The following is a 26268-nucleotide window of genomic DNA, read 5'->3' as shown; positions in this document are numbered from 1 at the left end:
GGCGTGCGCATGGCTCAATTGATTGCCTGCCTGGCCTTCCTGCTGGCATTGGCCGGGGGTAGCGTGCAGGCTTCCGAGCAGGAGGCAGTGCCCTACTCCCTGCTCGCCCGCTCGATGCCCACGCCGATAAAGCTGAAACTGACCGCAGAACAGCGGGAATGGCTGATGGGCCGCAAATACCTGATGCTGGGCACATCGGCGCCCGACTATGCCCCCTTCGACATCAGCAGCGGCGGGCGCGACTATCAAGGCCTCACCGCCGAATACGCGAGCTTGATCGGCAAGGCACTGCAACTGCCGGTTCGCGTGCTGCGCTACCCCAACCGGCAGGCTGCCGTGGAGGCGCTGAAAAACGGTGAGATCGACCTGCTCGGCAGCGCCAACGGTTACGAGGCTGCGACCCAAGGCCTGGCGCTGTCGCACCCCTACGCCGTCGACCAGCCCGTGCTGGTCACCCGTGAGGATGAAAACCGTGCACTTGACCACGGCCTGGACGGCATGCGCCTGGGGATGCTTTACCACTACCTGCCCAGTCAAGATGTCAGCAACGTCTACCCCAACGCGCAACTCCTGGCATTTGGCTCCTCCACCCAGGCCCTCAATGCCGTGGCGTTCGGCCAGGCCGACGTGTTTATCGGCGACACCCTCTCGACCCACTACCAGCTCAATCGCGGCCACCTGCCACGCCTGCGCATGGCAAGCTTCGGCAAGCACGCAAGCATCGGCTTCAGTTTCGCCATGCGGGCACAGGACACCTACCTCATGGAGTTGGTCAACACCACGCTCGACCACCAGCCCAGTGGCGTGCGTGCCAGCATTTCCAAACGCTGGAGCGCGGGTGGCGACATCCTTCTGAGCAACCGACAACTTCCGCTGACAGCAGAGGAAAAGCAGTGGTTGCGCCACCATCCAGTCATGCAGGTGGCCATCGACGAGACCGCAGCGCCACTGTCGTATTTCGACGCCAATGGCCAATTTCGAGGAATAACCGCAGACCTGCTGGACCTGATTCGCTTGCGCACCGGCCTGCGCTTCGATGTACAGCGGGCCAACGGCATCGCCGAAATGATCGCCCGCCTTGAAGACGGGCGCGTGAACATGATCGCCGCCCTTGCCGTCGACAAGATGAACGGCGAACGGCTGCAGCTCAGCCGCCCTTACCTCGAAAGCACCTACGTGCTGGTAACCCGCGCCGAAAATACCGAGTACAGCTCACTGGATAAACTGCGCGGGCGCCGTATCGCCATCACCCGCTACAGTGCCATGGCCGAACTGCTGGGTAGCCGCTACCCGGAAACAGGCTGGATAGAAACGGAAAGCCCCTTCTATTCCATGGCTCTGCTGAGCAGTGGCGCAGTCGATGCAGTGATCACCACGCTGATCGATGCCCATCACGCCCTGGCCGGCGACGCCAATCTGGTCCTGCGCAGCACGGTGGGCACCGAGCCCGCCAGCTTCGCCATGGCCACTACCGAGAAAGACGCCGTGTTGGCCTCCATCCTCGACAAGGCACTGGTAAGCATTTCGCCGGAAGAACTGGGGGTTATCAATAACCGCTGGCGAGGCTATAGCCAGCATGACGACAGCAGTTTGCAAGAGTTTCGACGCATCGTACTGCAAGTGCTGCTCGGGACCGGGCTGCTGCTATTGCTGGCACTGGTCTGGAACGCCCGCCTGCGGCGCCAGATCAAACAGCGCCAGCGTGCCGAACGGGCCTTGAATGACCAGCTGGAGTTCATGGGTGCGCTGCTCAATGGCACCCCGCACCCCATGTACGTCCGAGACCGGGGCGGGCGCCTGCAAAGTTGCAATGCCAGTTACCTTGAGGCGGTGCAGGCAACCCTTGATGAGGTAATCGGCAAGCGCTTGGAAGACAGCCTGTTCGCGGGTGCCGAAAATACCCGTCAGATTCAAGCCGACTACCTGCAGGTGATGGCAGCCGGCGTACCCCTGATCATCGATCGCCCCCTGAAGGTCAAGGATTGCGAGCTCACCATCTACCACTGGATCCTGCCTTACCGCGACTCGCTGGGTGAAGTGCAAGGTATCATCGGTGGCTGGATCGACATCAGCGAGCGCCGCAAGCTTGTCCAGGAACTGCGCGAGGCCAAGCAATTGGCTGATGATGCCAACCGCGCCAAGAGCACCTTTCTGGCGACCATCAGCCACGAGATCCGCACGCCGATGAACGCAGTCATCGGCATGCTCGAACTGGCCGTCAAACGCGCCCACGAAGGGCAGATAGACAGCACCTCCCTGGAAGTCGCCCACCACTCGGCCAAAGACCTGCTGGGCCTGATCGGGGATATCCTGGACATCGTGCGCATCGAATCCGGACACCTGTCGCTCGCGCCGGAGCCGGTCGACCTGGCGGCGCTGGTGGAATCGGTGGGTCGCGTATTCGATGGCCAGGCGCGGCAGAAAGGCCTGGCCTTTGAAGTGACCATCCACCCCAGTGCCCGATGCCATGCTCTGCTCGATCCGCTGCGCTTCAAACAGATCTTGTCCAACTTGGTCAGCAATGCCATCAAGTTCACCGATCACGGCCAGGTGCGCATCAGCCTTGGCCTGACTGACGATAGCCTCGATACGGCGCCGTGCCTGGAGGTGGAAGTACGGGACAGTGGCATCGGCATTCACGACGATGACCTGCAGCGCCTGTTCAACCCTTTCGTCCAGGCCAACCCCCATAGCCAGGGCGCCCGCGCGGGCACCGGGCTGGGCCTGGCCATCTGCCGCAGCCTGTGTGAAATGATGGGTGGAACCCTGAGCATCAAGAGCCTGCCCGATTTCGGCACCCAGGTGCGCTTGATGATGCCGCTGCAGCGCGTTGGCGCAACGTCTGCACAAGGGCTGGACACCGCCGAGATCGAGCCCCCCGACCCACGGCTGAGAGTGCTGGTGATCGACGACCACCCGGCCAACTTGTTACTGATGTCGCAACAACTGGGCTACCTGGGTCTAAGCCACTCCAGTGCCAGCAGCGGCCCCGAGGGCCTGGAAAAATGGCGCGAGGGCGCTTTCGACGTGGTGGTACTCGATTGCAACATGCCGCACATGAATGGTTATCAGCTCGCCGCCGCAGTGCGCACTGAGGAGCGCCAAGCCGGGCAACGGCGCTGCGTCATCCTGGGTTATACCGCCAACGCCCAACCCGAGGTCAGGCAGAAATGCCTCAGTGTCGGCATGGACGACTGCCTGCTCAAGCCGATCAGCCTGCGGGCCCTCAGCCAGCGCCTCGCCGGCATCGTTCCTGGGCAACAGGTCCACACGGGCCAATCGTTCAACCTGAGCGGGCTAGACAGCATCGTTAGCGGCAACCGCAAAGATCGCGAACGGTTTCTGACCGCCGTGCACCTGAGCCTGCAAGAGGATTTCGCCGAGCTGCTGGCCCTGGACCCCGAGACCGAGGCAACGGCAATCAGCGAGCAGGCACACAAGATCCTCAGCGCAGCACGAATGCTGGATGCACGTGACATGATGGCGGCCTGCGAGGCCCTGGAAGAAAGCGCTATGCCGGTATCACAGCTGAAGCTGCGGCGGCAGGTACTAGCGCGGCACATGCGCCGCGTCGAGAAAGCCCTGGCCAGGCTACTGGCCACAGCTTGATGAAGCGGCGCCCGATCAGGCGGCCGCTTCAAGCCTGCATCAGGAAGCCGGGTTGACCGGTTTTTCCGGATACCAGGCGTCCAGCAGCGGGCTGACTTCGATGGTGGTCAGTTCGCTACGGCCCTTGAGCCAGGCTTCGACAGCGGCGCGCTGCTCTTCGGTGACCGAACCACGCTCGGCTTTGCAGACCAGGCCGAAATCATCACCACCGACGTAGTCCAGGCCGTTGGCATCCATGGCTTCTGCCAGGAAAGCGTCGAGGAAGGCATCGATGGCTTCGTCAGACAGGTCTTCCTTGAAACCCAGGTTCAGTTCGAAACCCAGCTCCTGGAATTCATCAACGCACAGCTTCTTGCGCAGACGACGGGAACGGTTGGTAGCCATGAAACAATCCTCTTGAGTAATTACGCGCGGCACTTTAACAGTTTCCGCGGTGCAACGGCGCTTTTCCGTCGAACGTGGCGCATGAGCGCTGCGCTTGGGGCATAATGCGCACTATATTTCGTCGTGGGGTCACCATCTCTTACAGCCCCAATGTCCTTTTCCCTCGTGCGCAGGGTATCAATTTCATATGATCAAAACGCTCCGTCCCCTCGTTCTCGCCGGCCTGCTTCTGCCATTCGCACTGTCCAGCCAGGCCGCTGCCGTTAACACCACACTGCCACCCAAGGTGCAGCAGGCGCTCAAAGCCAACAAACTGCAGGACACGGCGCTGTCGTTAGTGATGCTGCCGCTCAACGGCCCTGGCACCGCTACCGTGTTCAACGCCGATGTGTCGGTCAACCCGGCCTCGACCATGAAGCTGGTCACCACCTATGCGGCCCTCGAGCTGCTCGGCCCGACCTTCCAATGGAAAACCGAGTTCTACACCGATGGCACCCTGAGCAATGGCGTGCTCAACGGTAACCTGTACCTCAAGGGCGGCGGCGACCCAAAGTTGAACATGGAGAAACTGTGGCTGCTGATGCGTGACCTGCGCGCCAACGGCGTACGCACCATCACCGGCGACCTGGTGCTGGACCGCAGCCACTTCGTGCAGCCCAACCTGCCGCAGTTCAACGATGACGGCGGCGACGTCAACAAGCCGTTCCTGGTCAAGCCCGATTCCTTGCTGGTCAACCTCAAGGCCCTGCGCTTCGTCGCCCGCAACGATGGCGGCAAGGTGACTATCGCGGTCGAGCCGCCGATTGCCAACATCCGCATCGACAACCAGGTCAAGGCCGTCGCCTCCAAGCAATGCAGCGGCGACGTACGCTACAACCCGGTGCCCCAGCCAGACGGTATCAACGTGGTGGTGAGCGGGCAGCTTGGCGATGGCTGCAACTCGCAAACTTACCTGTCGCTGCTCGACCACCCAACCTACGCCGCCGGCGCCGTACGCGCGATCTGGGGCGAACTGGGTGGCAGCATCCAGGGCCGTGACCGCATCGAGAACGTGCCCAAGAGCGCCCGCCTGCTGGCTCGCGCGTTCTCGCCAGACCTGGTGGAAGTGATCCGCGACATCAACAAATACAGCAACAACACCATGGCTCAGCAACTTTTCCTGAGCCTTGGCGCGCAGTTCCGCACCGATGCCGATGGCGACGATGCCCGTGCTGCCCAGCGCGTTGTGCGCCAGTGGCTGGCGAAAAAAGGCATCACCGCGCCGCACCTGGTGATGGAGAATGGTTCGGGCCTGTCACGTGCCGAACGGGTAAGCACCCGCGAGATGGCAGCACTGCTGCAGGCGGCGTGGAACAGCCCCTACGCGGCCGAATTCATCAGCTCGATGCCACTGGTGGGCATGGACGGCACCATGCGCAAGCGCCTCAAGCGTACGGCGATGACCGGCGAAGGGCACATCAAGACCGGTACCCTGAACACCGTACGTGCCATTGCCGGCTTCAGCCGTGACAGCAATGGCAATACCTGGGCGGTGTCGGCGATCCTCAACGATCCGAAGCCATGGGGCGCCTCGCAGGTGCTGGACCAGGTGCTGCTGGACCTGTATCGCCAGCCCAAGGCAGCCAATAGCACAGCCGCTATCAACCCTTGAGGCTTGTACAGGAGCGGCCATGCCGCTCCTGTAGCGGGTGCGGCAGGCCTGGCCTTTCAAGCATCAGTTCAGCTCGCCTTCGACCCGGTCCCTGCCCGCCTGCTTCGCCGCATACACCCCGGCATCTGCCCGCAACAACAGTGCATCAGCCCCCTCCCCTGGCCGCCAGCCTGCCACGCCAAAGCTCGCGGTCACCATGCCTACCCCCTCGACCGGCACATTGCGCACGCCCTGCCACAGCTCCATGGCCAGCAGCCGTGCCTGTTCGGCATCGCTGCCCGGGCACAGCACCATGAACTCCTCCCCGCCCAATCGGCAGAACACATCAGTGCGCCGCAAGCGCTGGCCAATGCGCTGGCACAAGCTGCGCAACACATGGTCCCCGACCGCATGGCCAAACTGGTCGTTGATCCGTTTGAAGTGGTCGATATCGAGCATGATCACTGCAAGATCCAACTCATCACGCTGTGCGCGGTCCAATTCGACCTTGAGGCGCTCCTGGAAATAACGCCGGTTATGGATACCGGTGAGGGCATCGGTCACCGACAGCGCCCGCAAGTCCTCCTCCACGCCCTTGAGGTCAGAGATATCAGTGAGGTAGCCATGCCACAGGGTGCAGCCCTCTTCCCCCACCTCCGGCGTAGCCTCGCCGCGCACCCAGCGCAAGCCGGCCCGGGGCAAACAGACCCGGTATTCTTCACGCCAGGGTGACAGGTGTTCGGCGGAGTCACGCACCGAGCGCCGGACGCGCTCCAGGTCATCGGGGTGAATACGCTCGAATACCGCCGAGGCGTCCTCGCGCAGCAGCTGCAAGTCGACCTCGTAAATATCGAACAGCCCCTGGCTGGCGTACGGGAAACACGAGTGCCCATCCGGGTCGAGGCGATACTGATAGATGCCGCCGGGCACCTCTGCACTGAGCTTTTCCAGCAGCCGGTCCCGCAGCGCCAGCGCCTCGTGTACCCGACGCCGCTCGGTGACGTCGATGCAGATCGCCAGATGGCCGACCCACAGCCCCTGCTCGTCCAGCACCGCGGTCACCAGCATGTTGGCCAGCAATTGGCTGCCGTCCTTGCGCACCAGGGTCCACTCCCCGGGCTGCGCACCACCCTCCTGGATGGTTTCGGCGAACATCGCCTGCCCCCCGGCAATGTGCCGACCATAGCGCTGGCTCAAGGCGTGGGCGCGCTGGCTGAGCTCCTCTGGCAAGACCAGGTCCTCGAGCTGCAGATGGCCGATCGCTTCACTGGCTGAATAGCCCAGCATGCGCTCGGCACCGGCATTGAAGGTGCTGACCACGCCCTTCAGGCTGGTGGCGATGATAGCGACCTGGGTGGCGGCATCGAGCACGCTGCGCAGCTGATTATGGGTCTCGCGCAGCGACTGCTCGCTGACCCGCAGTTCTGCCGTACGCTGCTCGACCAGCGTCAGCGCCCGCTGCCGCTGGCTGAACAGGTTATAGAGCAAGGCACTGAGCAGCAGGCTCAACAGGCCACCGAGCAAGCCCACCGCCAGCGCTGCCGTAGAACGATTGCCCTGCATGAACACCTGGCTTGGGCGGATATCGAGCTCAAAGAAGTGATCGGCCAAGTGCAGCGACTGCGTGCTGGCCAAAGCCAATGGCGCAGGCGAGTTCTGGGAGTCGAACAACACCTCATGCCCGTCGCGCCCGCTGGGGTCGAAAATGCGCACCACCAGGTTGTCCTCGGCGGCGGCCGGCAAGCCTTCGGTAATCAGCTGGCGCAGGTTCAACAACGCCATCACATAGCCTGCGGGAGGCACCTCGGGTTGGGTCCCGGCAAAGACAGGCGCCACCATCAACAGCCCGCGGCTGTAGCCCGGTACCACATTGATCATGTCCAGCGGCGCAGACACCGCCATGCTGCCGGGCTGCAAGGCACGCAGCAGGGTCTGCTGACGGGTCACCTGCCCGCGCAGGTCCAGGCCGTAGGGTTGGCCATGCTGGAGGGTGGCCTGGGTGTACAGCACCGGGTAGTAGTGATCGCGGGGCGGTGCCGGCTGCCAGTTGCCTTGGCTATCGAGGTCGCGGATGCCATACGCCTGCCCCAGTGCGTCACTGGCCCGACGCTCGAACTCGGCCCGCTGCGCGGCCTCGACCCGGGGGGCCCAGGAATAGGCCAAGGTGCGGCGCAGCAAGGGCCGCGCGTAGCCGTCGAATTCGTGAGGGGTGACTTCGTGGGAGAAATCGAAGAAGCGCCGCAACGCGTCAAGGCGCTGCTCCTGATCCTCGAAACGCTCGGCAATACGGCTATAACGCTCGCTGGCCAGCAGCTCGAAGCGCTGGCGCAGCTGCTGCTTGTAGAACGCCTGCGTGGCCAGCGCCAAAGCAACCGACAGCAAGCCGCCGGCTACCAGCGCCGCCAACGCCAAGGCCCAGGCAGCCATTGCCTCGCTGCACACGCCCAGTACCTTCGCACGCACGCCATGCTTCGACATAGACAACTCTCATCACGTCAGCGTCCTGCGAAAATTCTGGCCCTGAGCAGAGTTATAGCTATTGGCCATTAGCCACGCAATGTAGCTCGTCTCAATTAACGCAATTGCAGGCGCCAGGCGCGATGGATGCGGTTGTTACGGGCGAAGTCCGGGTCCAGGGTCTGGGCAGTGATTTCTTCCACCACGTACCGCGCATCCAGGTGCTCGTCGAGCTGGAACTTGCGGAAGTTGTTGGAGAAATACAGCACGCCGCCGGGCGCCAGGCGTGCCATGGCCAGGTCGAGCAGTTGCACATGGTCACGCTGAACGTCGAACACGCCTTCCATCCGCTTGGAGTTGGAGAAGGTTGGCGGGTCGATGAAGATCAGGTCATAGCTGTCGCGGTTGGCTTCCAGCCAGGCCATCACATCACCTTGTTCCAGGCGGTTGCGCTCGGAAAAACCGTTCAGCGACAGGTTGCGCCGCGCCCAGTCCAGGTAAGTCTTCGACAGGTCGACGCTGGTGGTGCTGCGTGCACCGCCCTTGGCGGCATGCACGCTGGCCGTGGCGGTATAGCAGAACAGGTTGAGGAAGCGCTTGCCGGCAGCCTCGCGCTGAATGCGCATGCGCATCGGGCGGTGGTCGAGGAACAACCCGGTATCGAGGTAGTCGGTCAGGTTCACCAGCAGCTTGACGCCGCCTTCGTTCACCTCCTGGAAGCGCCCTTCGGTAGCCTGGCGCTCATACTGGCGGGTGCCGCTCTGACGCTCACGGCGCTTGAGCACCACGCGCTGCGGGTCGATGCCCAGTGCCTGGGGGATCGCTGCCAAGGCATCGAGCAGGCGCGACTGGGCCTTTTCCGGGTCGATGGAGCGCGGCGCGGCGTATTCCTGCACGTGTACCCAATCCTGATAAAGGTCGACCGCCACGGCGTACTCAGGCATGTCGGCATCGTACACGCGGTAGCAGTCGACCTGCTCCTTGCGCGCCCATTTGCCCAGTTGCTTGAGGTTTTTCTGCAGGCGGTTGGCGAACATCTGCGCGCCTTCCGACAGGCGTGCCGGCTCATTGGCCACCGGCGCCTGGCGAGCGGTATCAGCGTTGTCGGCCTGGGCCTCGCGGCGTTCGCCGGTGACGAACTGGTCAGGCTGCACCTTGAACAGCAGCAGCTTGCACGGCAGCGCACCGTTCCAGAACGCGTACTGTTTGTGGCTGCGGATGCCCATGCGCTTGCCCAGCTCGGGGGCACCGGTAAACACCGCCGCTTCCCAGCCCATGCACGCCTGGCGCAGGCGCTCGCCGAGGTTCTGGTAGAGGTACAGCAAGCTGGCTTCATCACCCAGGCGCTCGCCATACGGCGGGTTGCTGATGACCAGGCCTTTCTGGTTCTGGTCCGGGCGCGGCTCGAAGCTGGCCACCTCACCCTGGTAGATCTTGATCCAGTCGCTCAGGCCTGCACGCTCGACGTTGTTGCGGCCCGGCTGGATCAGCCGCGGGTCGGCCTCGTAGCCACGTATCCACAGGGGTGGCTTGGCCAGGCCCGCTTGCGCGCGGGCCTGGGCCTCTTCGTGAACCTTGCGCCAGGTGGCCGGCACATGGCCCAGCCAGGCACTGAAGCCCCAGCGCTCACGCTTGAGGTTGGGCGCCATGTCGGCTGCGATCATGGCCGCTTCGACCAGGAAGGTACCCACACCGCACATCGGGTCGGCCAGGGCGCCGCCCTCGGCGGCGATGCGTGGCCAGCCGGCGCGGATCAGCACGGCCGCTGCCAGGTTTTCCTTGAGCGGCGCAGCACCTTGCTGCAGGCGGTAGCCGCGCTGGTGCAGGCTGTGGCCGGAGAGGTCGAGCGAAAGGATGGCCTCGCCACGATCCAGGCGCAGGTGCACGCGCACGTCCGGGTCGATTTTCTCCACCGATGGGCGCAGGCCCTCACGGTTGCGCAGCTTGTCGACGATCGCATCCTTGACCTTGAGCGCACCAAAGTGGGTGTTGTCGATACCCGAACCATGGCCGCTGAATTCGACGGCCAGCGTGCCGTCGGCGGCCAGGTGGTCAGCCCAGTCGACTGCGTTGACGCCGTCGTACAGGTCATCAGCGTTCTTCATGTTGAAGCGCTTGAGCACCAGCAGCACGCGGTTGGCCAGGCGCGACCAGAGGCACAGGCGGTAGGCGGTTTCCATGTCGGCGGCGCCGCGGATGGCCGAGGTGTGCTCACGCACTTCGTCAAGGCCGAGGCCCTTGGCCTCTTCGGCAAGCAGGCCTTCCAGGCCTTTGGGGCAGGTGAGATAGAGTTCGAAACGGTCCGACATGTAAATTCCAGAGCCTTTGGCTATTTGAGTGACGAGGCGACGCATCGCCCCGCCGATGTTTGCCCGAACGCCCTTCCAGCAAGCGTCCGAGTGGCCTCCCCTGCGCATCATGCTGCAGCGGGCTGGCCGGGCCGCCTGATCGAGCTGCTCTCGCCGGTGGCAGAAACAGCTTAGATCATCAGGCAGTACGAATAATTTCTAACGATAACGGGGTAGATGTGACCCTTCGTCGCATTGCTGAATATTTCTGACACCACGCTGCAACGCTGGCGAAATGACGTCAATGTTCCGCAAACCCCGATCATAGCGGGCCCAACCCCAAATAAGGTTGAGTCGCATTTATTTACTTATCCCCTCACCCTTGGAAAGGTTACGTGCTTATGACAAATCGATCATTCACACCGTCACCCGCATTCGTTAGAACTGGTCTCAGGCCGCTTCGCAACGAGGCGGCACCTTCAGCCCGCCACGCCGGCAGCGGGCGCAAACCGGCAGAAAGACTCTGCCCGGCCTCGGAGAGGCCGACGGGACATTACAGTCAACAAGTGAGGGCAACACCCTATGAGAAGACTTAAGCGTGATCCGTTGGAAAGAGCATATTCACGTGGCTACCAATATGGGGTCACCGGCAAATCCCGCGAACTTTGCCCTTTCAATCTACCTTCAGTTCGCCAAGCCTGGATCAACGGCTGGCGTGAAGGTCGCGGTGATAACTGGGACGGTATGACTGGCACCGCTGGCATCCATAGACTCAACGAAAATCACGCCGTTGGCTGATCGAGGACACTGAATTCGAATTACCATGCACGCCCCATCCGGGCGGCGGGCTAAGGCCCAGGGGCCCCTAGATGGGGCCCTTTTTTATGCCTGCGTGTTATGCCCGCGGCATTGCAGCAATGGCATCCACCGCTTCACGGATCAGTGCCGGCCCTTTGTAGATGAAGCCCGAGTAGATTTGCACCAGGCTCGCCCCGGCAGCGATCTTCTCTGCGGCATGACGGCCCTCGGTAATACCACCGGCAGCAATGATAGGCATCTTGCCAGCCAGCTCGGCGGCCAGCACCTTGACGATATGGGTGCTTTTCTCCAGCACCGGCGCACCCGACAAGCCACCGGCTTCGCCGCCATGCGGCAGGCGCTCGACGCCTTCACGGCCCATGGTGGTGTTGGTGGCGATCACCGCATCCATACCCGATTCCATCAGCGTTGCCGCCACCAGCGCGGTCTCTTCATCGCTCATGTCCGGCGCGATCTTGATCGCCAACGGTACCCGCTTGCCATGCTCGCCGGCCAGCTGCTCGCGGCGCTCGGCCAACGCATCGAGCAGTTGCTTGAGCGAATCGCCGAACTGCAGGCTGCGCAGGCCTGGCGTATTCGGCGAGCTGATGTTGACGGTGATGTAGCTGGCTTCGGTGTAGACCTTGTTCAGGCAGATCAGGTAGTCGTCGACCGCACGCTCGACCGGGGTATCGAAGTTCTTGCCGATGTTGATGCCCAGCACGCCGTCGTAGCGCGAAGCCCTTACCCGCTCCAGCAGGTGATCGACACCCAGGTTGTTGAAGCCCATGCGGTTGATGATCGCCGTGGCCTCTGGCAGGCGGAACAGCCGCGGCTTCGGGTTGCCCGGCTGCGGGCGCGGCGTCACGGTGCCGATTTCGACGAAGCCAAAGCCCAGCTGGGCAAAACCGTCGATGGCCGCGCCGTTCTTGTCCAGGCCAGCGGCCAGGCCAACCGGGTTGGCGAAGTTCAAGCCCATCACGCTCACTGGCAACGCCGCCGGCTGCTTGCACAGCACGCCATTGAGCCCGAGGCGCCCACCGGCACCGATCAGGTCCAGGGAAAGGTCATGGGAGGTTTCCGGGGAAAGCTTGAACAGCAGCTGGCGGGCCAGGGTATACATGGGCGGGCAAGGCTCAGGGTTGAGTGAGGGTGCGATTATAGCCAGCGCGCGCGCAGCATGACAGCGCCTTGGCACATGCGTTGCTACATCGCCTGCATAACGGCCTAATCCGTACCGGCGAGGATCTACGTGAATACATCAGCCCTGGCCTGGGTAAACGGCAGCGACGCGCCAGAAAAGCCCAGCCTCGATATCGGCTTCATGGCCCTGACCGATTGCGCCTCGGTGGTGGTTGCCGCCACCCAAGGCTTTGCACAGCAGCACGGCCTGACACTTAACCTGAAGCGCCAGGGCTCATGGGCCAGCCTGCGCGACAAACTGGCCAGCGGCGAACTGGATGCCGCGCATTGCCTGTACGGCCTGGTCTACGCCGTGCACCTGGGCATCGGCGGGGTGCCGGCCAGCGATATGGCCGTGCTCATGGGGCTGAACCAGAACGCCCAGGCCATCAACCTGTCGCCTGCCCTGCAGCGCAAGGGGGTGACCAGCCCTGAGGCACTGGCGCGCCTGGTGCACCAGCACGGTGCAAAGCTGACCTTCGCCCAGACCTTCCCCACCGGCACCCATGCCATGTGGCTGTATTACTGGCTGGCAAGCCAGGGCATCCACCCGCTGCATGACGTCAACAGCGTGGTGGTGCCGCCGGCCCAGATGGCCGCGCACATCCAGGCTGGCCGCATCGACGGCTTCTGCGTGGGCGAACCCTGGGCTGCCGCTGCCGTGGCCCAGGGCCAAGGTTTTACCCTGGCTACCAGCCAGTCGATCTGGCCCGACCACCCCGAAAAGGTCCTGGCCTGCGCCCGCACCTTTGCCGAACACTATCCCAACAGCGCGCGCGCGCTGATCAAGTCGATCCTCGCCGCCAGCCGCTTCATCGAACAAAGCCAGGAAAACCGCCGCAGCACCGCGCAATTGCTCAGCGGCAGCGCCTACCTGGACACGCCGATCGAAACCGTCGAACCGCGCCTGCTTGGCGCGTATCAGGACGGCCTGGGCAACCACTGGCAGGACCCGCATGCCTTGCACCTGTTCGATCAGGGCCGCGCCAACCTGCCGTACCTGTCCGACGGCATGTGGTTCATGACCCAGTTCCGCCGTTGGGGCCTGCTGCGCGACGACCCCGATTACCTCGGCGTGGCCCGCCAGGTCCAGCAACTGTCGCTTTACCACGAGGCCGCCGAAGCACTGGGTGTGCCTTGCCCGGCGCTGCCCATGCGCAGCAGCCTGCTGATCGACGGCAAGCGCTGGGACGGCAGCGACCCACTCGGTTATGCCCGAAGCTTCCCCCTGCATGCCTTGGGCGATGCGCCCGATGCCCGTATTGGTCTGTGAGGGTCACCACCATGCTGCGCATCCTGCTGATCGACGATACCCAGAACAAGCTTGGCCGGCTCAAGGCGGCGCTGCGCGAAGCCGGTTTCGAGGTGATCGAAGCGCCAGGCCTGACCATCGACCTGCCCGCCTGCGTCGAAACGGTGCGCCCGGACGTGGTGTTGATCGATACCGACTCACCCGACCGGGATGTGATGGAGCAAGTAGTGATGGTCAGCCGCGACCAGCCGCGGCCCATCGTACTGTTCACCGACGAGCATGACCCCGCCGTGATGCGCCAGGCGATCCAGGCCGGCGTCAGCGCCTACATCGTCGAAGGCATCCACGCCGCCCGGCTGCAACCGATCCTCGATGTCGCAATGGCCCGCTTCGAAAGCGACCAGGCGCTCAGGGCGCAACTGCTGGCGCGCGACCAGCAATTGGCCGAGCGCAAGCGCATCGAGCAGGCAAAAGGCTTGCTGATGAAGATGAAGGACTGCAATGAAGAACAGGCCTACACCCTGATGCGCCGCCAGGCCATGAGCCGGCAACAGAAGCTGATACAGGTGGCCGAGCAGATCATTGCCATGCACGAGATGCTTGGCTAGCGATGTTGGCCCAGCTCTTGCTGAAGATATCGCACCGGTAGCCAACGGCGGTTGCCCACAAACCCCGACAAAGACGTCGCTCTCCCCTCCACGCCAGTGGGCCGGGTAGCGGCGTCTTTTCGTTTCCGTTGCATTGCCGAGTGAGGTGTTCGATGAGTACCAGCTTCTGGAAATCCGGGCATGTGCCCACGCTGTTCGCCGCGTTCCTGTATTTCGACCTGAGTTTCATGGTCTGGTACCTGCTGGGCCCGCTGGCGGTGCAGATCGCCGCCGACCTGCAATTGAGTACGCAGCAGCGCGGCCTGATGGTCGCCACGCCCATCCTCGCCGGCGCGGTGCTGCGCTTCGTCATGGGGCTGCTGGTGGACCGGCTTTCGCCGAAGACCGCTGGGTTGATCGGCCAGGTCATCGTCATCGTCGCCCTCGCAAGCGCCTGGTACATGGGCGTGCACACCTATGAGCAAGCACTGCTGCTGGGCGTGTTTCTAGGGGTTGCCGGTGCGTCGTTCGCCGTGTCGCTGCCGCTCGCGTCGCAATGGTACCCGCCCCAGCATCAGGGCAAGGCCATGGGCATCGCCGGCGCGGGCAATTCCGGCACCGTGTTCGCCGCCCTGCTGGCGCCGCTGCTGGCCGCAGCCTTTGGCTGGAACAACGTGTTCGGTTTCGCGGTGATTCCGCTGGTGCTCACCCTGGTGCTGTTCGCCCTGCTCGCGCGCAACGCACCCCAACGGCCCAAACCCAAGGCCATGGCCGACTACCTCAAGGCGCTGGGCGATCGCGACAGCTGGTGGTTCATGTTCTTCTACAGCGTCACCTTCGGCGGCTTCATTGGCCTGGCCAGCGCCCTGCCCGGGTATTTCAGCGATCAGTACGGCCTGAGCCCGATCACCGCCGGCTACTACACTGCCGCCTGCGTCTTCGCCGGTAGCCTGATGCGCCCGCTGGGCGGCGCCTTGGCCGACCGCTTCGGCGGTATCCGCACCCTGCTCGGGATGTACAGCGTGGCGGCCATCTGCATCGCCGCAGTCGGTTTCAACCTGCCTAGCGCCGCTGCGGCCCTGGCCCTGTTCGTCAGCGCCATGCTGGGCCTGGGCGCCGGCAACGGCGCGGTGTTCCAGCTGGTGCCGCAACGCTTCCGCCAGGAGATCGGCGTGATGACCGGCCTGATCGGCATGGCTGGCGGCATCGGCGGCTTCCTGCTGGCAGCCGGGCTCGGCACCATCAAGCAGCACACAGGCGACTACCAGATGGGCCTTTGGCTGTTTGCCAGCCTGGGCGTGCTGGCCTGGTTCGGCCTGCATGGGGTCAAGCAGCGCTGGCGCACCACCTGGGGCTCGGCGGCGGTTACCGCGGCGCGGGTCTGAGGCACATCGATGAGCCTGCAACTGAGCTTCGCCCAGGCCAGCGCCACCGGGCCGCGCGCAGAGAACCAGGATGCCCTGCGCCTGGTCACCCCGGCGCCTGAACTTGCCGCCAGCAAGGGCTACCTGTTCGCCCTTGCCGACGGCGTCAGCCAATGTGCCGACGGAGCCCTGGCAGCACGGGCCAGCCTGCAGGCGCTGGCCATGGACTACTACGCCACGCCCGCCACCTGGGGCGTGGCCCAGGCCCTGGACCGCCTGCTGCTGGCGCAGAACCGCTGGCTGCGCGCCCAGGGCAGCCAGCCGCTGCTGACCACCCTCAGCGCCCTGGTGCTGCGTGGGCGCCGCTTCACCTTGGCACATGTCGGTGACTGCCGCGCCTACCGCTGGCACGCCGGTCGCCTGCAGTGCCTGAGCGAAGACCATGTCTGGGACCAGCCCGGCATGCAACATGTGCTCAAACGCGCGCTGGGCCTGGACCAGCACCTGCTGGTGGATTACCTGGACGGCGACCTGCAGCCCGGCGAATGCTACCTGCTGGTCAGCGACGGGGTGTGGGCCAGCCTGGGCGACCAGCACATCCAGGCCGTACTGCGCGAGCAGCCCGACTTGCAAATAGCCGCCGACACCCTGGTTGCCAGCGCCCATCACAATGGCAGCCAGGACAACGCCAGCGCCTTGCTGGTGCGGGTAGAGCAATTGGGCGCCAGCAACCTTGGAGACACCCTGGTGCAACTGCAGCAATGGCCGCTGCCAGGGGCGCTGCGCGACGGCCAGGCGATTGATGGCTGGCGGGTCGAGACGCGCCTGGCGCACAGCCGCCAGTCCCTGCTCTACCGTGTACGCGACGGGCAAGGCCAGCCGTGGCTGCTGAAAACCCTGCCCGCCGAACGCGAACAGGAGCCTGGTGCTGCGCAGGCGCTGTTGCTCGAAGAATGGTTCCTGCGCCGGGTTGCCGGCCGCCACTTCCCCGAGCTGCACACCGCCAGCCAGCGCCAGCACCTTTACTACGTGATGCGTGAGCACAGCGGCCGCACCCTGGCCGCGCAACTTGCCGAGCAAGGCCCGCTACCGCTGCCGCAGTGGCTGGAGGTGGCGCGCCAGCTGCTGCAGGCCGTCGGCGTGTTGCACCGGCGCAACCTGCTGCACCGCGACATCAAGCCCGACAACCTGCACCTGGGCGAAGACGGCCAACTGCGCCTGCTGGACTTCGGCCTGGCGTACTGCCCCGGGTTGTCGCAAGCCTCCCTGCACGAACTGCCAGGTACGCCTTCGTTCATCGCCCCGGAAGCCTTCGAAGGCCAGCCACCCAGCCCGCGCCAGGACCTCTATGCCGCAGGTGTCACGCTTTATTACCTGCTGACCGGGCACTACCCCTACGGCGAAGTCGAGGCCTTCCAACGCCCGCGCTTCGGCCAGCCGGTCAATGCATCGCGCTATCGCCCCGACTTGCCGGAGTGGCTGCAGCACAACCTGCAACAGGCGGTGGCCGCAGACCCGGCGCAACGCTTCGAAACCGCCGAACATTGGCTGTTGCTGCTCGAACGGGGCGACCGTCAGGCCCTCAACAGCCAGCCTCGCCCGCTGCTCGAACGCGAGCCGCTGAAGGTATGGCGCACCTTGGCCCTGCTGTCCCTGCTACTCAACTTGATACTGCTGCTCAGCCTGCTCAAGGGCTGAACACACCTGCCAATGAGGAACCGTTGATGAATGCAAAAGTCTGGCTGGTCGGTGCCGGCCCTGGCGACCCCGAACTGCTCACCCTGAAGGCCGTACGCGCCTTGCAGCAGGCGCAGGTCGTGATGATCGACGACCTGGTCAACCCGACCGTGCTGGAACACTGCCCGCAGGCACGCGTAATTGCCGTGGGCAAGCGTGGCGGTTGCCGCTCCACGCCACAGGCCTTTATTCAGCGCCTAATGCTGCGCCATGCGCGGCAAGGGCGCTGCGTGGTGCGGCTCAAAGGCGGCGACCCGTGCATCTTCGGGCGTGGCGGCGAAGAGGCACTGTGGCTGCAAGGCCATGGCATCGAGGTGGAAGTGGTCAACGGTATTACCGCAGGCCTGGCGGGCGCGACGCAGTGCGGCATTTCGCTCACCTCGCGCGGCGTCAGCCGTGGGGTGACGCTGGTGACAGCACATACCCAGGATGACAGCGAGCTGAATTGGGCAGCCTTGGCGCAGGGCGGCACCACCCTGGTGGTGTATATGGGTGTGGCGCGGCTGGGGCAGATTCGTCAGGGCTTGCTGGACGGTGGCATGGCGCCGACGATACCGGTGGCGATGATCGAGAATGCATCACTGCCTGAGCAGCGCGAATGCCGCAGCGATGTGCAGGGGATGCTCGAGGATGCGCGGGCGTTCGGCTTGCGCAGCCCGGCGATTCTGGTGATTGGCGAGGTGGTTGGGGCGCAGGTGATGCAGGCACTGGTGGCTGCTGCCGGTTGATGCTGCGCCGGTGCTGCCCTTATCGCGGGCAAAGAAAAACCCGGCCTAGGCCGGGTTTTTCATTGAAGCCTAAGGCCAATTACTTGGACTGAGCTTCTACCTGAGCTTCAACGCGACGGTTGACAGCACGGCCTTCTTCGGTGGCGTTGTCAGCAACTGGGCGGGTTTCGCCGTAGCCAACCGAATCAACACGGGTGGATTCCACGCCGTACTGCTGGGTCAGGACCTGCTTGACAGCATTGGCGCGACGCTCGGACAGCTTCTGGTTGTAAGCGTCTGGGCCCACGGAGTCAGTGTGACCTTCAACCACGGTGGTGGTTTGTGGGTACTGCTTCATGAAGTCAGCCAGGTTTTTGATGTCGCCGTAGCTGTTAGGCTTGACGACCGACTTGTCGAAGTCGAACTTGACGTCCAGCTCAACGCGAACGACTTCGGCAACAGCCGGGCAGCCATCAGCGTCAACGGTAACGTTGGCTGGGGTGTCAGGGCACTTGTCGACGTTGTCGCAAACGCCATCGTTGTCGCTGTCGGAGCAGACTTCAGCAACTGGAGCCGGAGCAGGAGCAACCTTGCCACCGCTACCGCCGAAGTTCAGACCCACACCAACGGTTGGGCCCCACTCGGTGTTGCCGTTGTCGATGTTGTACATGGCTTCAACGCCAGCACGGGCGAAGAACATGTCGGTGATGTACCACTTGGCGCCAGCGCCAACGTTGGCGAAGGTGGAGTGGTCACGGCCGCTACGGGTAGCCTGGCCCAGGCTCTCGTGAGCGAAACCAGCGGAAACGTACGGACGCAGAGCATCGCCTACGGTACCGAAGTGGTAGGTAGCATCGAGCTTGGCCTTGGAACCTTTGATGTCTTTGTTGAAGACTTCGCCACGAGCGTTGTGAGTCTCGTTGTAGCCCAGGTCCAGGGAGACGTCGTCGGTCAGGAAGTAACCGAGGCGCACACCAGGGTTGGTGCCGTCGTTTTTGAAGTTACGTTCGCTGTCGTAGTACTGCTTGGTTACGTTACCTTCGATTTCGACTGCGCCTTGGCCTTGAGCCAGAACGCCGAACGAAGTAGCGGCAACGAGCGAGCCAATGGCCAAGCCCAAGGTGTTTTTCAATTTCATCCGTTAAATCCCCATCTGGTGATAGTTAAGCAGTCCCACCAACAACACGGGGGACAACTCGACGGCAAGTCTAGCAGAACTCGCCGGTTGGTTAGAGATATTTGCAGGTGATTAAGTTTCCTCAAGGCCTGCAAATTTCTCCCGAAGCTTGTCTAGCGCACGCTTGTAACGCATTTTCGTTGCGCTCAAACCCATGTGCATGATGTCAGCAATCTCCTGGAATTCCAGTTCTGCGACAAAGCGCAGCACCAAAATTTCACGGTCGATCGGGTTGACATGCACAAGCCATTTGTCCAGCCCGCCTTTCTCTTCGGGTTTGGGTGCCTTGTCTTCAGACGCCTCTTCAACAGGGTCAAGACTCAGGGCATCCATCAACCGACGTTTACGTCGCTCCTTGCGGTACTGGGTAATGCACTCGTTGTACGTGATGCTGTAGAGCCAGGTCTTGAACTTGGATTTGCCCTCGAAGTTCTTCAGACCGTACAGCACCTTCAGCATCACTTCCTGACAGACATCGTCCGCGTCCCGGTCGTTCCCTAGATAACGCGCACAGACGTTGAACAGGGTCCGCTGGTAGCGCCGCATGAGTTCCTCATAGGCGCGGGTAACGTGATACAGCTCCTCATGCGAACGCGCCACCAACTCCTCGTCGGTGAGCTCGCGGGGGTCGTAACGCATGGGCGGCGAATGAACTTTATTCAAAACGGATCTGGCCGACAGTCAGGTCAATGTCGCCGCACAGCCACGCAGGCTGATTTTTGCGGCGGCATACATTAACAGCTTTTGTGCGGTTAGCGGCTAATGACACGTTGCTCAAGCAGCACGCGGTTAGACAGCGACACTAATTCGCCATCATCGGTCAACAGCGTCGTCTTGACCGTGCCAATTTCCTCGATCTGCCCTTCGACCTCTCCAATCCGCACCTGCTGGCCCACCTGAAAGAGTTCGCGAACGTAAATGCCAGCCAGAATCTGCCCGGCAAGTTCGCGGCTGCCCAGGCCCATCGCAAGCGCAACGGCCAGACCAACGGTTATCAATCCAATGACGATGACATGGTTCAGCAGGTCGGTTTTCACCTCCAGCTGGCTGATGGCAACCGAGATGCTGATGATGATCACCAGCCCCTGGGTAATGCGCCCGAGCCCTGCGGAATACTCCAGGCCGATGCCCTCGGCGGCGCCCCGCACCAGGCCGTTTGCCACCTGGGCCAACAATACGCCCGCCAGCAGTATCAAGGCTGCGCCAAACACCTTGGGCAGGTACAGGGCGAGCATGTCGAGGGTACCCGAAACCCGCTCAAGGCCGAGCGATTCAGCGGCAGAGACGAGGAAAATCAGCAGCACGAACCAGTAGACGATCTTGCCGATCAGGGTCGAGATCGGCACCTGGATGCCGCCCCGGCTGAGCATCTTGGTCAGCCCTGTACCGGCCATCAGGCGGTCCAGGCCGAACTTGGCCAACAGTTTGGACAGCAATGTATCGAGCAGCTTGGCCACCACGAAACCGAGCAGCACCACGACTAGCGCGCCGAACAGGTTGGGGATGAAGTTCGCTACCTTGGTCCATAGGGCGGTCATGGCAGTGACCAGGCTCTGGGTCCAGAGATCGAGTTCCATATTCAATCGGCCTTATCAGCTTTGCTGCCAGGGGCAGCGTTACGGGCAGAATGGCGGCGCACCGGCGCAACATGCGCCGAGCCGTTGTTCACAGCGATCAGCAGCGCCTGGCTCCAGCGGCCAAGCAGGCTGAACAGATCACCCGCGCCAACCTGGCGGTTAGCGGTTTTCAGCACGCGCCCCAGGCACGCAGCGTCGTCTCTGTCCTCACCGGACGGCGACGCCTTGAGCAGGTCACGCAGGGATTCTTCAAACGGATCGTGCATGTGCACCTCGCGCAGTGTCAGTCAGAGACGAGGGCACCGTTCGATGGGTCACACATCCCACTGGCACGAATGTTTCAATATGACTCGACATTTTCACACCCAGCGCAGCTTGCGGAACATCCACCACTGCCCTACCGCCAGCCCCAGCACGACGATGCAGGCAAACAGGAAGCCATAGGGGTTATCCGCCCCCGGAATGCCGCCGACGTTGATCCCCAGCAGGCCGGTGATAAAGCTCATGGGCAGGAAGATGCAGGTGATGATGCCGAAGCGGTACATGGTCCGGTTCATGCGCTCGCTGCGCCGCCGGTCCTCGCTTTCCAGCACCAGCGCCGCGCGCTCGCGGGCCAGTTCCAGCTCTTCCAGATAACGGATCAGGCTGTTGTTGAGCTCGTTCCAGTAATCGGCGTCGGCGTCGGCGAACCAGCTCCATTTGCTGCGCGACAGCTGAGCGTAGATTTCTCGCTGCGGGGCGAGAAAACGCCGCAAACCGGCGGCGCGCCGGCGAATTTGCTGCAGGCTGCCCTGCTCCGGCGTGTACCGTTCGTCGGCTTCGACCTTTTCTTCCTCCAGATCGACCAGCTCCGACAGGTCGCTGACCAACCCTTGAACCTTTTCCGTCAGCAATTCGCCCATCAGCAGCAACAGTTCGGACGCCGATTTCGGCCCCCTGCCCTCGTCCAGCAGCTGGAGCATTTCGTCACTGGCGCGCAGTGGCCGCAAGCGCAGGGAAATCACCCGCCGCGCCTGGGCGAAGATTCGTACCGATACCATGTCTTCAGGTTCGGCACCCGGGTTGAGGTTGACCCCGCGCAAAAACAGCAACAGCTGCTCATCGGCCAGCGGCAGCAGGCGCGGACGCGTGTTCTCCTCCAGCAGCAGGTCGCAGGCGAACGCGCTCAGGCCGCTTGCCTGCAGCAACCAGGTACGGGTTTGTGGATGGCTGCGATCCCAGTGCAGCCACAGGCTTTCCTGTGGCTGCAGCTGCAGGTCGTCCAGCTCGGTCCGGGCGATCGAGCGCGCGCCGCCTTTACCATCGAGCACCAGGGCATGCACCAGCCCCCACTGCGCGTTGTCTTCCTCGAACATCAAAGCTCCATCAGCGCGTGCGGCGCATCACTCCGGCATTTTCAGCGGGCTTGGCGAGACGATCACGCCATTGTTGTCGGCATACACATACTCGCCCGGGCGGAAGGTGACGCCGGCGAAGGTCACCGGTACGTCGCGTTCGCCAACGCCACGCTTGTTGCTCTTTTTCGGGTGACTGGCCAGCGCCTGCACGCCGACGCCGGTCTGGATCAGGATATCCACGTCACGTACACAGCCGTAGATCACCAGGCCTTCCCAGCCGTTTCTGGCGGCCTTCTCGGCCAGCATGTCGCCCAGCAACGCACAGCGCAGGGAGCCGCCACCATCGACCACCAGCACCTTGCCCTTGCCGTCGAGTTCTACCTGCTCCTTGACCAGCGAGTTGTCTTCAAAGCACTTGAGGGTGACGATCTGGCCACCGAACGAATCGCGGCCACCGAAGTTGCTGAACATCGGTTCCAGCACCTGGACCAGTTCCGGGTAGGCGTCGCACAGGTCGGGCGTTACGTAATGCTGCATGGGAAGCTCCTGTCAGTCACAACGAAAGCGGGTATCCGCCAAGGCTACACCGGGGAGGCTGTCGCAGTCATCCGGGACTGGGTGGTCATCTGCGTTTCGTCTATTGCGGCCTGTTCGCGGGCAAGCGCGTAAAGCCAACCCAGGATCAACTGGCCGGCACAGGCTCCGCGCCCAGCGTTGACGCATGCACCGCCACCATCGGGTCACGCAGCCAGCGCTCCACCAACGGCCACACCTGCTGCTGCGCCGCCTTGCTCACCAGCATGTCGACATGCCCAAACGCGTCGAAGCCTTCTTCGCGGCCCAGCCTGAGAAACTGCTTACGCTCGCCGCCCAGTTGATCGAACAGCTTGCGACAGGCCCAGACCGGGTCCTGGAAGTCGCCCGCCCCCGCCACCGCCAGCACCGGCACATCCACCTCGGCCAGCCCCGCCCACCAGTCGTTGTCCTTGTCACCGAAGCGCCCGAACAGGCCATGCCAGCGCATGCTTTCCAGGGCCAGACCCATCGGCTCATCCTCGGGCCCGCGTTTGAAACGCGGCCCGGAAATCTGCCCCCAACGTTTGAGCAACAGCTTTGCCCCCCAAGTCACAGGTGGCACCTTGAGCGGCCAGTACACTCGGCTGATCTGCGTGCCAAAGAACGCGGCGCTGGCGACCTGCGCCGCAGGCAGAAACCCGCCCCCCAGCGCGGCTGCCAGGGTGGTACCGCCCAGGGAATGGCCAATCCAGTGCGGCGCCTTGCCAGACTGCTCCTGCACGAACGCTGCGATCAGCGGCAGGTCATCGCGGGCATAGTCGGCCACCCGGTTGTGCCGCCACTGAAGGTTGCGCGGCGACAGGCCGTGGCCGCGCATCTCCGGGATCCACACATCGAAGCCCACCCGTGCCAGGTAGGCGCCCAGGCCAATGCCTTTGGGCGAATACCAGAAACGCCGGTTGGAGAAACTGCCGTGCAAAAGAATGACCGGCACGCCCTGGGCACTGCCATGGTCGGCGAGCCCCAGGCGAGTCACGGCCAATTCAACGCTCGGGTCAGGGCTATTGCCAGCCTTGATCCGGTACACGTCTTCGCTGAGGTCGCCACGGCGCTCGGCACTGAGCAAAGCCACGGGAAATAAACTGCTGCTGCTATGCATAGGGTTGCTTGTTGCACAAAAAAGGGCGGGATCCATTGCTGGAGCTCGCCCTGGAAAAAACCAGGCGGGGGCGCGCCAGACGCACCCCCGCGTTTTACTGCATCAGGCTGCGCCCTGGCCCTCGGCCAGGAAGAACCAGGTTTCGAGTACCGAGTCCGGGTTCAGCGACACGCTCTCGATGCCCTGCTCCATCAGCCACTTGGCCAGGTCCGGGTGGTCCGACGGGCCCTGGCCGCAGATGCCGATGTACTTGCCAGCCTTGTTGCACGCAGCAATGGCGTTGGCCAGCAGCTTCTTCACGGCCGGGTTACGTTCATCGAACAGGTGGGCGATGATCCCCGAATCGCGGTCCAGGCCCAGGGTCAGCTGGGTCAAGTCATTGGAGCCGATGGAGAAGCCGTCGAAATACTCGAGGAACTCTTCGGCCAGAATGGCGTTGGACGGCAGTTCGCACATCATGATCACGCGCAGGCCGTTGTCACCGCGGGCCAGGCCGTTTTCGGCCAACAGGTCGATGACCTGGCTGGCTTCGCCCAGGGTACGCACGAACGGCACCATGATCTCGACGTTGGTCAGGCCCATCTCGTTGCGAACACGCTTGAGCGCACGGCATTCGAGTTCGAAGCAGTCACGGAACGACTCGCTGATGTAGCGCGATGCACCGCGGAAGCCCAGCATCGGGTTTTCTTCTTCCGGCTCGTACAGCTTGCCGCCGATCAGGTTGGCGTATTCGTTGGACTTGAAGTCCGACAGGCGCACGATGACCTTTTTCGGGTAGAAGGCCGCCGCCAGGGTGCTGATGCCCTCGACCAGCTTCTCGACGTAGAAGCCGACAGGGTCGTTGTAGCCGGCGATGCGCTTGTCGACGCTCTCTTTGAGCTCCGGCGGCAGGCCGGCGTAGTTCAGCAGTGCCTTGGGGTGCACGCCGATCATGCGGTTGATGATGAACTCCAGGCGCGCCAGGCCGACACCGGCGTTGGGCAGCTGGGCGAAGTCGAAGGCGCGGTCCGGGTTGCCGACGTTCATCATGATCTTGAACGGCAGGTCCGGCATGGCATCGACCGAGTTCTGCTTGACGTCGAAGCCCAGCTCGCCTTCGAAGATGAAGCCGGTGTCACCCTCGGCGCAGGAGACGGTCACGCCCTGGCCATCCTTGAGCAGCTGGGTGGCGTTGCCGCAACCGACCACGGCCGGGATACCCAGCTCACGGGCGATGATGGCCGCGTGGCAGGTACGGCCGCCGCGGTTGGTGACAATGGCGCTGGCGCGCTTCATGACCGGTTCCCAGTCCGGGTCGGTCATGTCCGAAACCAGCACGTCGCCTGGCTGCACCTTGTCCATCTCGGACACGTCCTTGATCACACGGACCTTGCCGGCGCCGATGCGCTGGCCAATGGCACGGCCTTCAACCAGAACGGTGCCCTTCTCCTTGAGCAGATAGCGCTCCATGACATTGGCGCTGGCGCGGCTCTTCACGGTCTCGGGGCGCGCCTGGACGATGTACAGCTTGCCGTCGTCACCGTCCTTGGCCCACTCGATGTCCATTGGGCGCTGGTAGTGCTGCTCGATGATCATGGCCTGCTTGGCCAGCTCGCTGACCTCGGCGTCGGTCAGGCAGAAGCGCGCACGCTCGGCACGGTCGACTTCGACGGTCTTGACCGAACGACCGGCCTTGGCCTCGTCGCCGTAGATCATCTTGATCGCCTTGCTGCCCAGGTTACGGCGCAGGATGGCCGGCCGGCCGGCCTGCAGGGTGTTCTTGTGTACGTAGAATTCGTCAGGGTTGACCGCACCCTGCACCACGGTTTCGCCCAGGCCGTAGGCGCCGGTGATGAACACCACGTCGCGGAAGCCCGACTCGGTGTCGAGGGTGAACATCACGCCGGCAGTGCCGGTTTCCGAGCGGACCATGCGCTGCACGCCGGCAGACAGGGCCACCAGCTTATGGTCGAAGCCCTGGTGCACGCGGTAGGCGATGGCACGGTCGTTGAACAGCGAGGCGAACACTTCCTTGGCCGCGCGGATCACGTTGTCGACGCCACGGATGTTGAGGAAGGTTTCCTGCTGGCCGGCGAACGAAGCGTCTGGCAAATCTTCGGCGGTGGCCGAGGAACGCACGGCGACGGCCATGTTGTCGTTGCCGGCGGCCATTTCGGCGAAGGCCGTACGGATTTCCGAATCAAGGCGCGCCGGGAATTCGGCTTCCATCACCCACTGGCGGATTTGCGCGCCGGTCTTGGTCAGGGCATTGATGTCATCGACGTCCAGCGCGTCGAGCGCGGCGTGAATGCGGTCGTTCAGCCCGCTCTGCTCGAGAAAATCACGGTACGCCTGAGCCGTAGTGGCAAAGCCGCCCGGCACCGACACGCCGGCACCGGCGAGGTTACTGATCATCTCGCCCAGGGATGCGTTCTTGCCCCCCACATGCTCCACATCATGGACGCCGAGCTTATCGAGGGAAACTACGTACTCTACCAAGGTGATCTCTCCACTAACTGTATTGGAAA

20 protein-coding genes are annotated in these 26268 nt (G+C 63.3%); 8 read left to right on the top strand and 12 right to left on the bottom strand.

Annotated elements, in window-relative coordinates:
- Positions 1-9: 9 nt before the first annotated feature.
- Positions 10-3609: a transporter substrate-binding domain-containing protein gene (locus ACNQPL_RS09540; RefSeq protein ID WP_416466533.1), complete on the top strand. Its 3600-nt coding sequence runs from the start codon at positions 10-12 to the stop codon at positions 3607-3609.
- A gap of 39 nt (positions 3610-3648) precedes the next feature.
- Here ACNQPL_RS09540 and ACNQPL_RS09535 read toward each other — a convergent pair whose 3' ends face one another.
- Positions 3649-3993, bottom strand: a complete 345-nt coding sequence (locus ACNQPL_RS09535) for a YggL family protein (protein WP_346613807.1) — start codon at positions 3991-3993, stop codon at positions 3649-3651.
- Between the two features lie 187 nt (positions 3994-4180).
- Here ACNQPL_RS09535 and dacB point away from each other — a divergent pair, with 187 nt between their 5' ends.
- Complete coding sequence (gene dacB / locus ACNQPL_RS09530; RefSeq protein WP_416466531.1) at positions 4181-5644, top strand: D-alanyl-D-alanine carboxypeptidase/D-alanyl-D-alanine-endopeptidase; 1464 nt, start codon at positions 4181-4183, stop codon at positions 5642-5644.
- Positions 5645-5707: 63 nt separating this feature from the next.
- On the opposite strand, the gene ACNQPL_RS09525 is transcribed toward dacB, so the two are convergent.
- Positions 5708-8101: a diguanylate cyclase gene (locus ACNQPL_RS09525; protein WP_416466529.1), complete on the bottom strand. Its 2394-nt coding sequence runs from the start codon at positions 8099-8101 to the stop codon at positions 5708-5710.
- 95 nt (positions 8102-8196) lie between these two features.
- Complete coding sequence (gene rlmKL, locus ACNQPL_RS09520) at positions 8197-10389, bottom strand: bifunctional 23S rRNA (guanine(2069)-N(7))-methyltransferase RlmK/23S rRNA (guanine(2445)-N(2))-methyltransferase RlmL (protein WP_346613804.1); 2193 nt, start codon at positions 10387-10389, stop codon at positions 8197-8199.
- Between the two features lie 561 nt (positions 10390-10950).
- Between rlmKL and rmf the strand changes: the two genes are divergently transcribed.
- Positions 10951-11166 carry a ribosome modulation factor gene (gene rmf, locus ACNQPL_RS09515; RefSeq protein ID WP_003248687.1) on the top strand — a complete coding sequence of 72 codons (216 nt, stop codon included), beginning with the start codon at positions 10951-10953 and terminating at the stop codon, positions 11164-11166.
- A 97-nt stretch (positions 11167-11263) separates the two neighbouring features.
- Here rmf and ACNQPL_RS09510 read toward each other — a convergent pair whose 3' ends face one another.
- A complete protein-coding gene (locus tag ACNQPL_RS09510) occupies positions 11264-12289 on the bottom strand; it encodes a quinone-dependent dihydroorotate dehydrogenase (protein ID WP_387529894.1) in 1026 nt (341 codons plus the stop codon).
- A gap of 129 nt (positions 12290-12418) precedes the next feature.
- On the opposite strand from ACNQPL_RS09510, the gene ACNQPL_RS09505 reads away from it, so the two are divergent.
- The 5 genes from ACNQPL_RS09505 to cobA all read left to right on the top strand — a co-directional run bounded on the left by ACNQPL_RS09505 (position 12419) and on the right by cobA (position 18016).
- Positions 12419-13621 carry a CmpA/NrtA family ABC transporter substrate-binding protein gene (locus ACNQPL_RS09505; protein ID WP_416466528.1) on the top strand — a complete coding sequence of 401 codons (1203 nt, stop codon included), beginning with the start codon at positions 12419-12421 and terminating at the stop codon, positions 13619-13621.
- Positions 13622-13632: 11 nt separating this feature from the next.
- Positions 13633-14208: an ANTAR domain-containing response regulator gene (locus tag ACNQPL_RS09500; RefSeq protein WP_387529900.1), complete on the top strand. Its 576-nt coding sequence runs from the start codon at positions 13633-13635 to the stop codon at positions 14206-14208.
- 152 nt (positions 14209-14360) lie between these two features.
- On the top strand, positions 14361-15572 hold the full coding sequence (locus tag ACNQPL_RS09495; protein ID WP_346613800.1) for a nitrate/nitrite transporter: 1212 nt from the start codon (positions 14361-14363) through the stop codon (positions 15570-15572).
- 9 nt (positions 15573-15581) lie between these two features.
- Positions 15582-17249, top strand: a complete 1668-nt coding sequence (locus ACNQPL_RS09490) for a protein kinase domain-containing protein (protein ID WP_416466526.1) — start codon at positions 15582-15584, stop codon at positions 17247-17249.
- A 26-nt stretch (positions 17250-17275) separates the two neighbouring features.
- Positions 17276-18016, top strand: a complete 741-nt coding sequence (cobA, locus tag ACNQPL_RS09485; RefSeq protein WP_416466525.1) for a uroporphyrinogen-III C-methyltransferase — start codon at positions 17276-17278, stop codon at positions 18014-18016.
- Positions 18017-18095: 79 nt separating this feature from the next.
- On the opposite strand, the gene ACNQPL_RS09480 is transcribed toward cobA, so the two are convergent.
- From ACNQPL_RS09480 to ppsA, 8 genes are all read right to left on the bottom strand, one after another.
- Entirely contained in the window at positions 18096-19133 is a 1038-nt protein-coding gene (locus tag ACNQPL_RS09480) for an OmpA family protein (protein ID WP_346613797.1), read from the bottom strand.
- Positions 19134-19244: 111 nt separating this feature from the next.
- Positions 19245-19811, bottom strand: coding sequence for an RNA polymerase sigma factor SigX (sigX, locus tag ACNQPL_RS09475; RefSeq protein WP_346613796.1), 567 nt, complete (start codon positions 19809-19811; stop codon positions 19245-19247).
- Positions 19812-19924: 113 nt separating this feature from the next.
- The gene (locus ACNQPL_RS09470; protein ID WP_416466524.1) at positions 19925-20749 is read right to left on the bottom strand and encodes a mechanosensitive ion channel family protein; all 825 of its coding nucleotides are present in this window, start codon (positions 20747-20749) and stop codon (positions 19925-19927) included.
- Positions 20750-20751: 2 nt separating this feature from the next.
- Positions 20752-21015, bottom strand: a complete 264-nt coding sequence (locus ACNQPL_RS09465; protein WP_387529917.1) for a CrfX protein — start codon at positions 21013-21015, stop codon at positions 20752-20754.
- A 93-nt stretch (positions 21016-21108) separates the two neighbouring features.
- Entirely contained in the window at positions 21109-22104 is a 996-nt protein-coding gene (locus tag ACNQPL_RS09460) for a zinc transporter ZntB (protein ID WP_387529920.1), read from the bottom strand.
- A 27-nt stretch (positions 22105-22131) separates the two neighbouring features.
- Positions 22132-22623 carry a ribonuclease E activity regulator RraA gene (gene rraA, locus ACNQPL_RS09455; RefSeq protein WP_416466523.1) on the bottom strand — a complete coding sequence of 164 codons (492 nt, stop codon included), beginning with the start codon at positions 22621-22623 and terminating at the stop codon, positions 22132-22134.
- 145 nt (positions 22624-22768) lie between these two features.
- A complete protein-coding gene (locus tag ACNQPL_RS09450; RefSeq protein ID WP_416466522.1) occupies positions 22769-23797 on the bottom strand; it encodes an alpha/beta fold hydrolase in 1029 nt (342 codons plus the stop codon).
- A 66-nt stretch (positions 23798-23863) separates the two neighbouring features.
- A complete protein-coding gene (gene ppsA, locus ACNQPL_RS09445; protein WP_346613790.1) occupies positions 23864-26239 on the bottom strand; it encodes a phosphoenolpyruvate synthase in 2376 nt (791 codons plus the stop codon).
- Between the last annotated feature and the right edge of the window lie 29 nt (positions 26240-26268).

It is taken from the genome of Pseudomonas sp. LFS044 (assembly GCF_047978245.1).
Taxonomy (GTDB): domain Bacteria; phylum Pseudomonadota; class Gammaproteobacteria; order Pseudomonadales; family Pseudomonadaceae; genus Aquipseudomonas.
Note: the sequence above shows the minus strand (reverse complement) of the source record. Positions and strands in the feature narration are given on the sequence as shown.

What these genes read in the sequence shown, in the direction of transcription:
- ACNQPL_RS09540 (WP_416466533.1), top strand. Translation starts at nt 10, where the DNA reads ATGGCTCAATTGATTGCCTGCCTGGCCTTCCTGCTGGCATTGGCCGGG.
- ACNQPL_RS09535 (WP_346613807.1), bottom strand. Translation starts at nt 3,993, where the DNA reads ATGGCTACCAACCGTTCCCGTCGTCTGCGCAAGAAGCTGTGCGTTGAT.
- dacB (WP_416466531.1), top strand. Translation starts at nt 4,181, where the DNA reads ATGATCAAAACGCTCCGTCCCCTCGTTCTCGCCGGCCTGCTTCTGCCA.
- ACNQPL_RS09525 (WP_416466529.1), bottom strand. Translation starts at nt 8,101, where the DNA reads ATGTCGAAGCATGGCGTGCGTGCGAAGGTACTGGGCGTGTGCAGCGAG.
- rlmKL (WP_346613804.1), bottom strand. Translation starts at nt 10,389, where the DNA reads ATGTCGGACCGTTTCGAACTCTATCTCACCTGCCCCAAAGGCCTGGAA.
- rmf (WP_003248687.1), top strand. Translation starts at nt 10,951, where the DNA reads ATGAGAAGACTTAAGCGTGATCCGTTGGAAAGAGCATATTCACGTGGC.
- ACNQPL_RS09510 (WP_387529894.1), bottom strand. Translation starts at nt 12,289, where the DNA reads ATGTATACCCTGGCCCGCCAGCTGCTGTTCAAGCTTTCCCCGGAAACC.
- ACNQPL_RS09500 (WP_387529900.1), top strand. Translation starts at nt 13,633, where the DNA reads ATGCTGCGCATCCTGCTGATCGACGATACCCAGAACAAGCTTGGCCGG.
- ACNQPL_RS09495 (WP_346613800.1), top strand. Translation starts at nt 14,361, where the DNA reads ATGAGTACCAGCTTCTGGAAATCCGGGCATGTGCCCACGCTGTTCGCC.
- ACNQPL_RS09490 (WP_416466526.1), top strand. Translation starts at nt 15,582, where the DNA reads ATGAGCCTGCAACTGAGCTTCGCCCAGGCCAGCGCCACCGGGCCGCGC.
- cobA (WP_416466525.1), top strand. Translation starts at nt 17,276, where the DNA reads ATGAATGCAAAAGTCTGGCTGGTCGGTGCCGGCCCTGGCGACCCCGAA.
- ACNQPL_RS09480 (WP_346613797.1), bottom strand. Translation starts at nt 19,133, where the DNA reads ATGAAATTGAAAAACACCTTGGGCTTGGCCATTGGCTCGCTCGTTGCC.
- sigX (WP_346613796.1), bottom strand. Translation starts at nt 19,811, where the DNA reads ATGCGTTACGACCCCCGCGAGCTCACCGACGAGGAGTTGGTGGCGCGT.
- ACNQPL_RS09470 (WP_416466524.1), bottom strand. Translation starts at nt 20,749, where the DNA reads ATGGAACTCGATCTCTGGACCCAGAGCCTGGTCACTGCCATGACCGCC.
- ACNQPL_RS09465 (WP_387529917.1), bottom strand. Translation starts at nt 21,015, where the DNA reads ATGCACGATCCGTTTGAAGAATCCCTGCGTGACCTGCTCAAGGCGTCG.
- ACNQPL_RS09460 (WP_387529920.1), bottom strand. Translation starts at nt 22,104, where the DNA reads ATGTTCGAGGAAGACAACGCGCAGTGGGGGCTGGTGCATGCCCTGGTG.
- rraA (WP_416466523.1), bottom strand. Translation starts at nt 22,623, where the DNA reads ATGCAGCATTACGTAACGCCCGACCTGTGCGACGCCTACCCGGAACTG.
- ACNQPL_RS09450 (WP_416466522.1), bottom strand. Translation starts at nt 23,797, where the DNA reads ATGGATCCCGCCCTTTTTTGTGCAACAAGCAACCCTATGCATAGCAGC.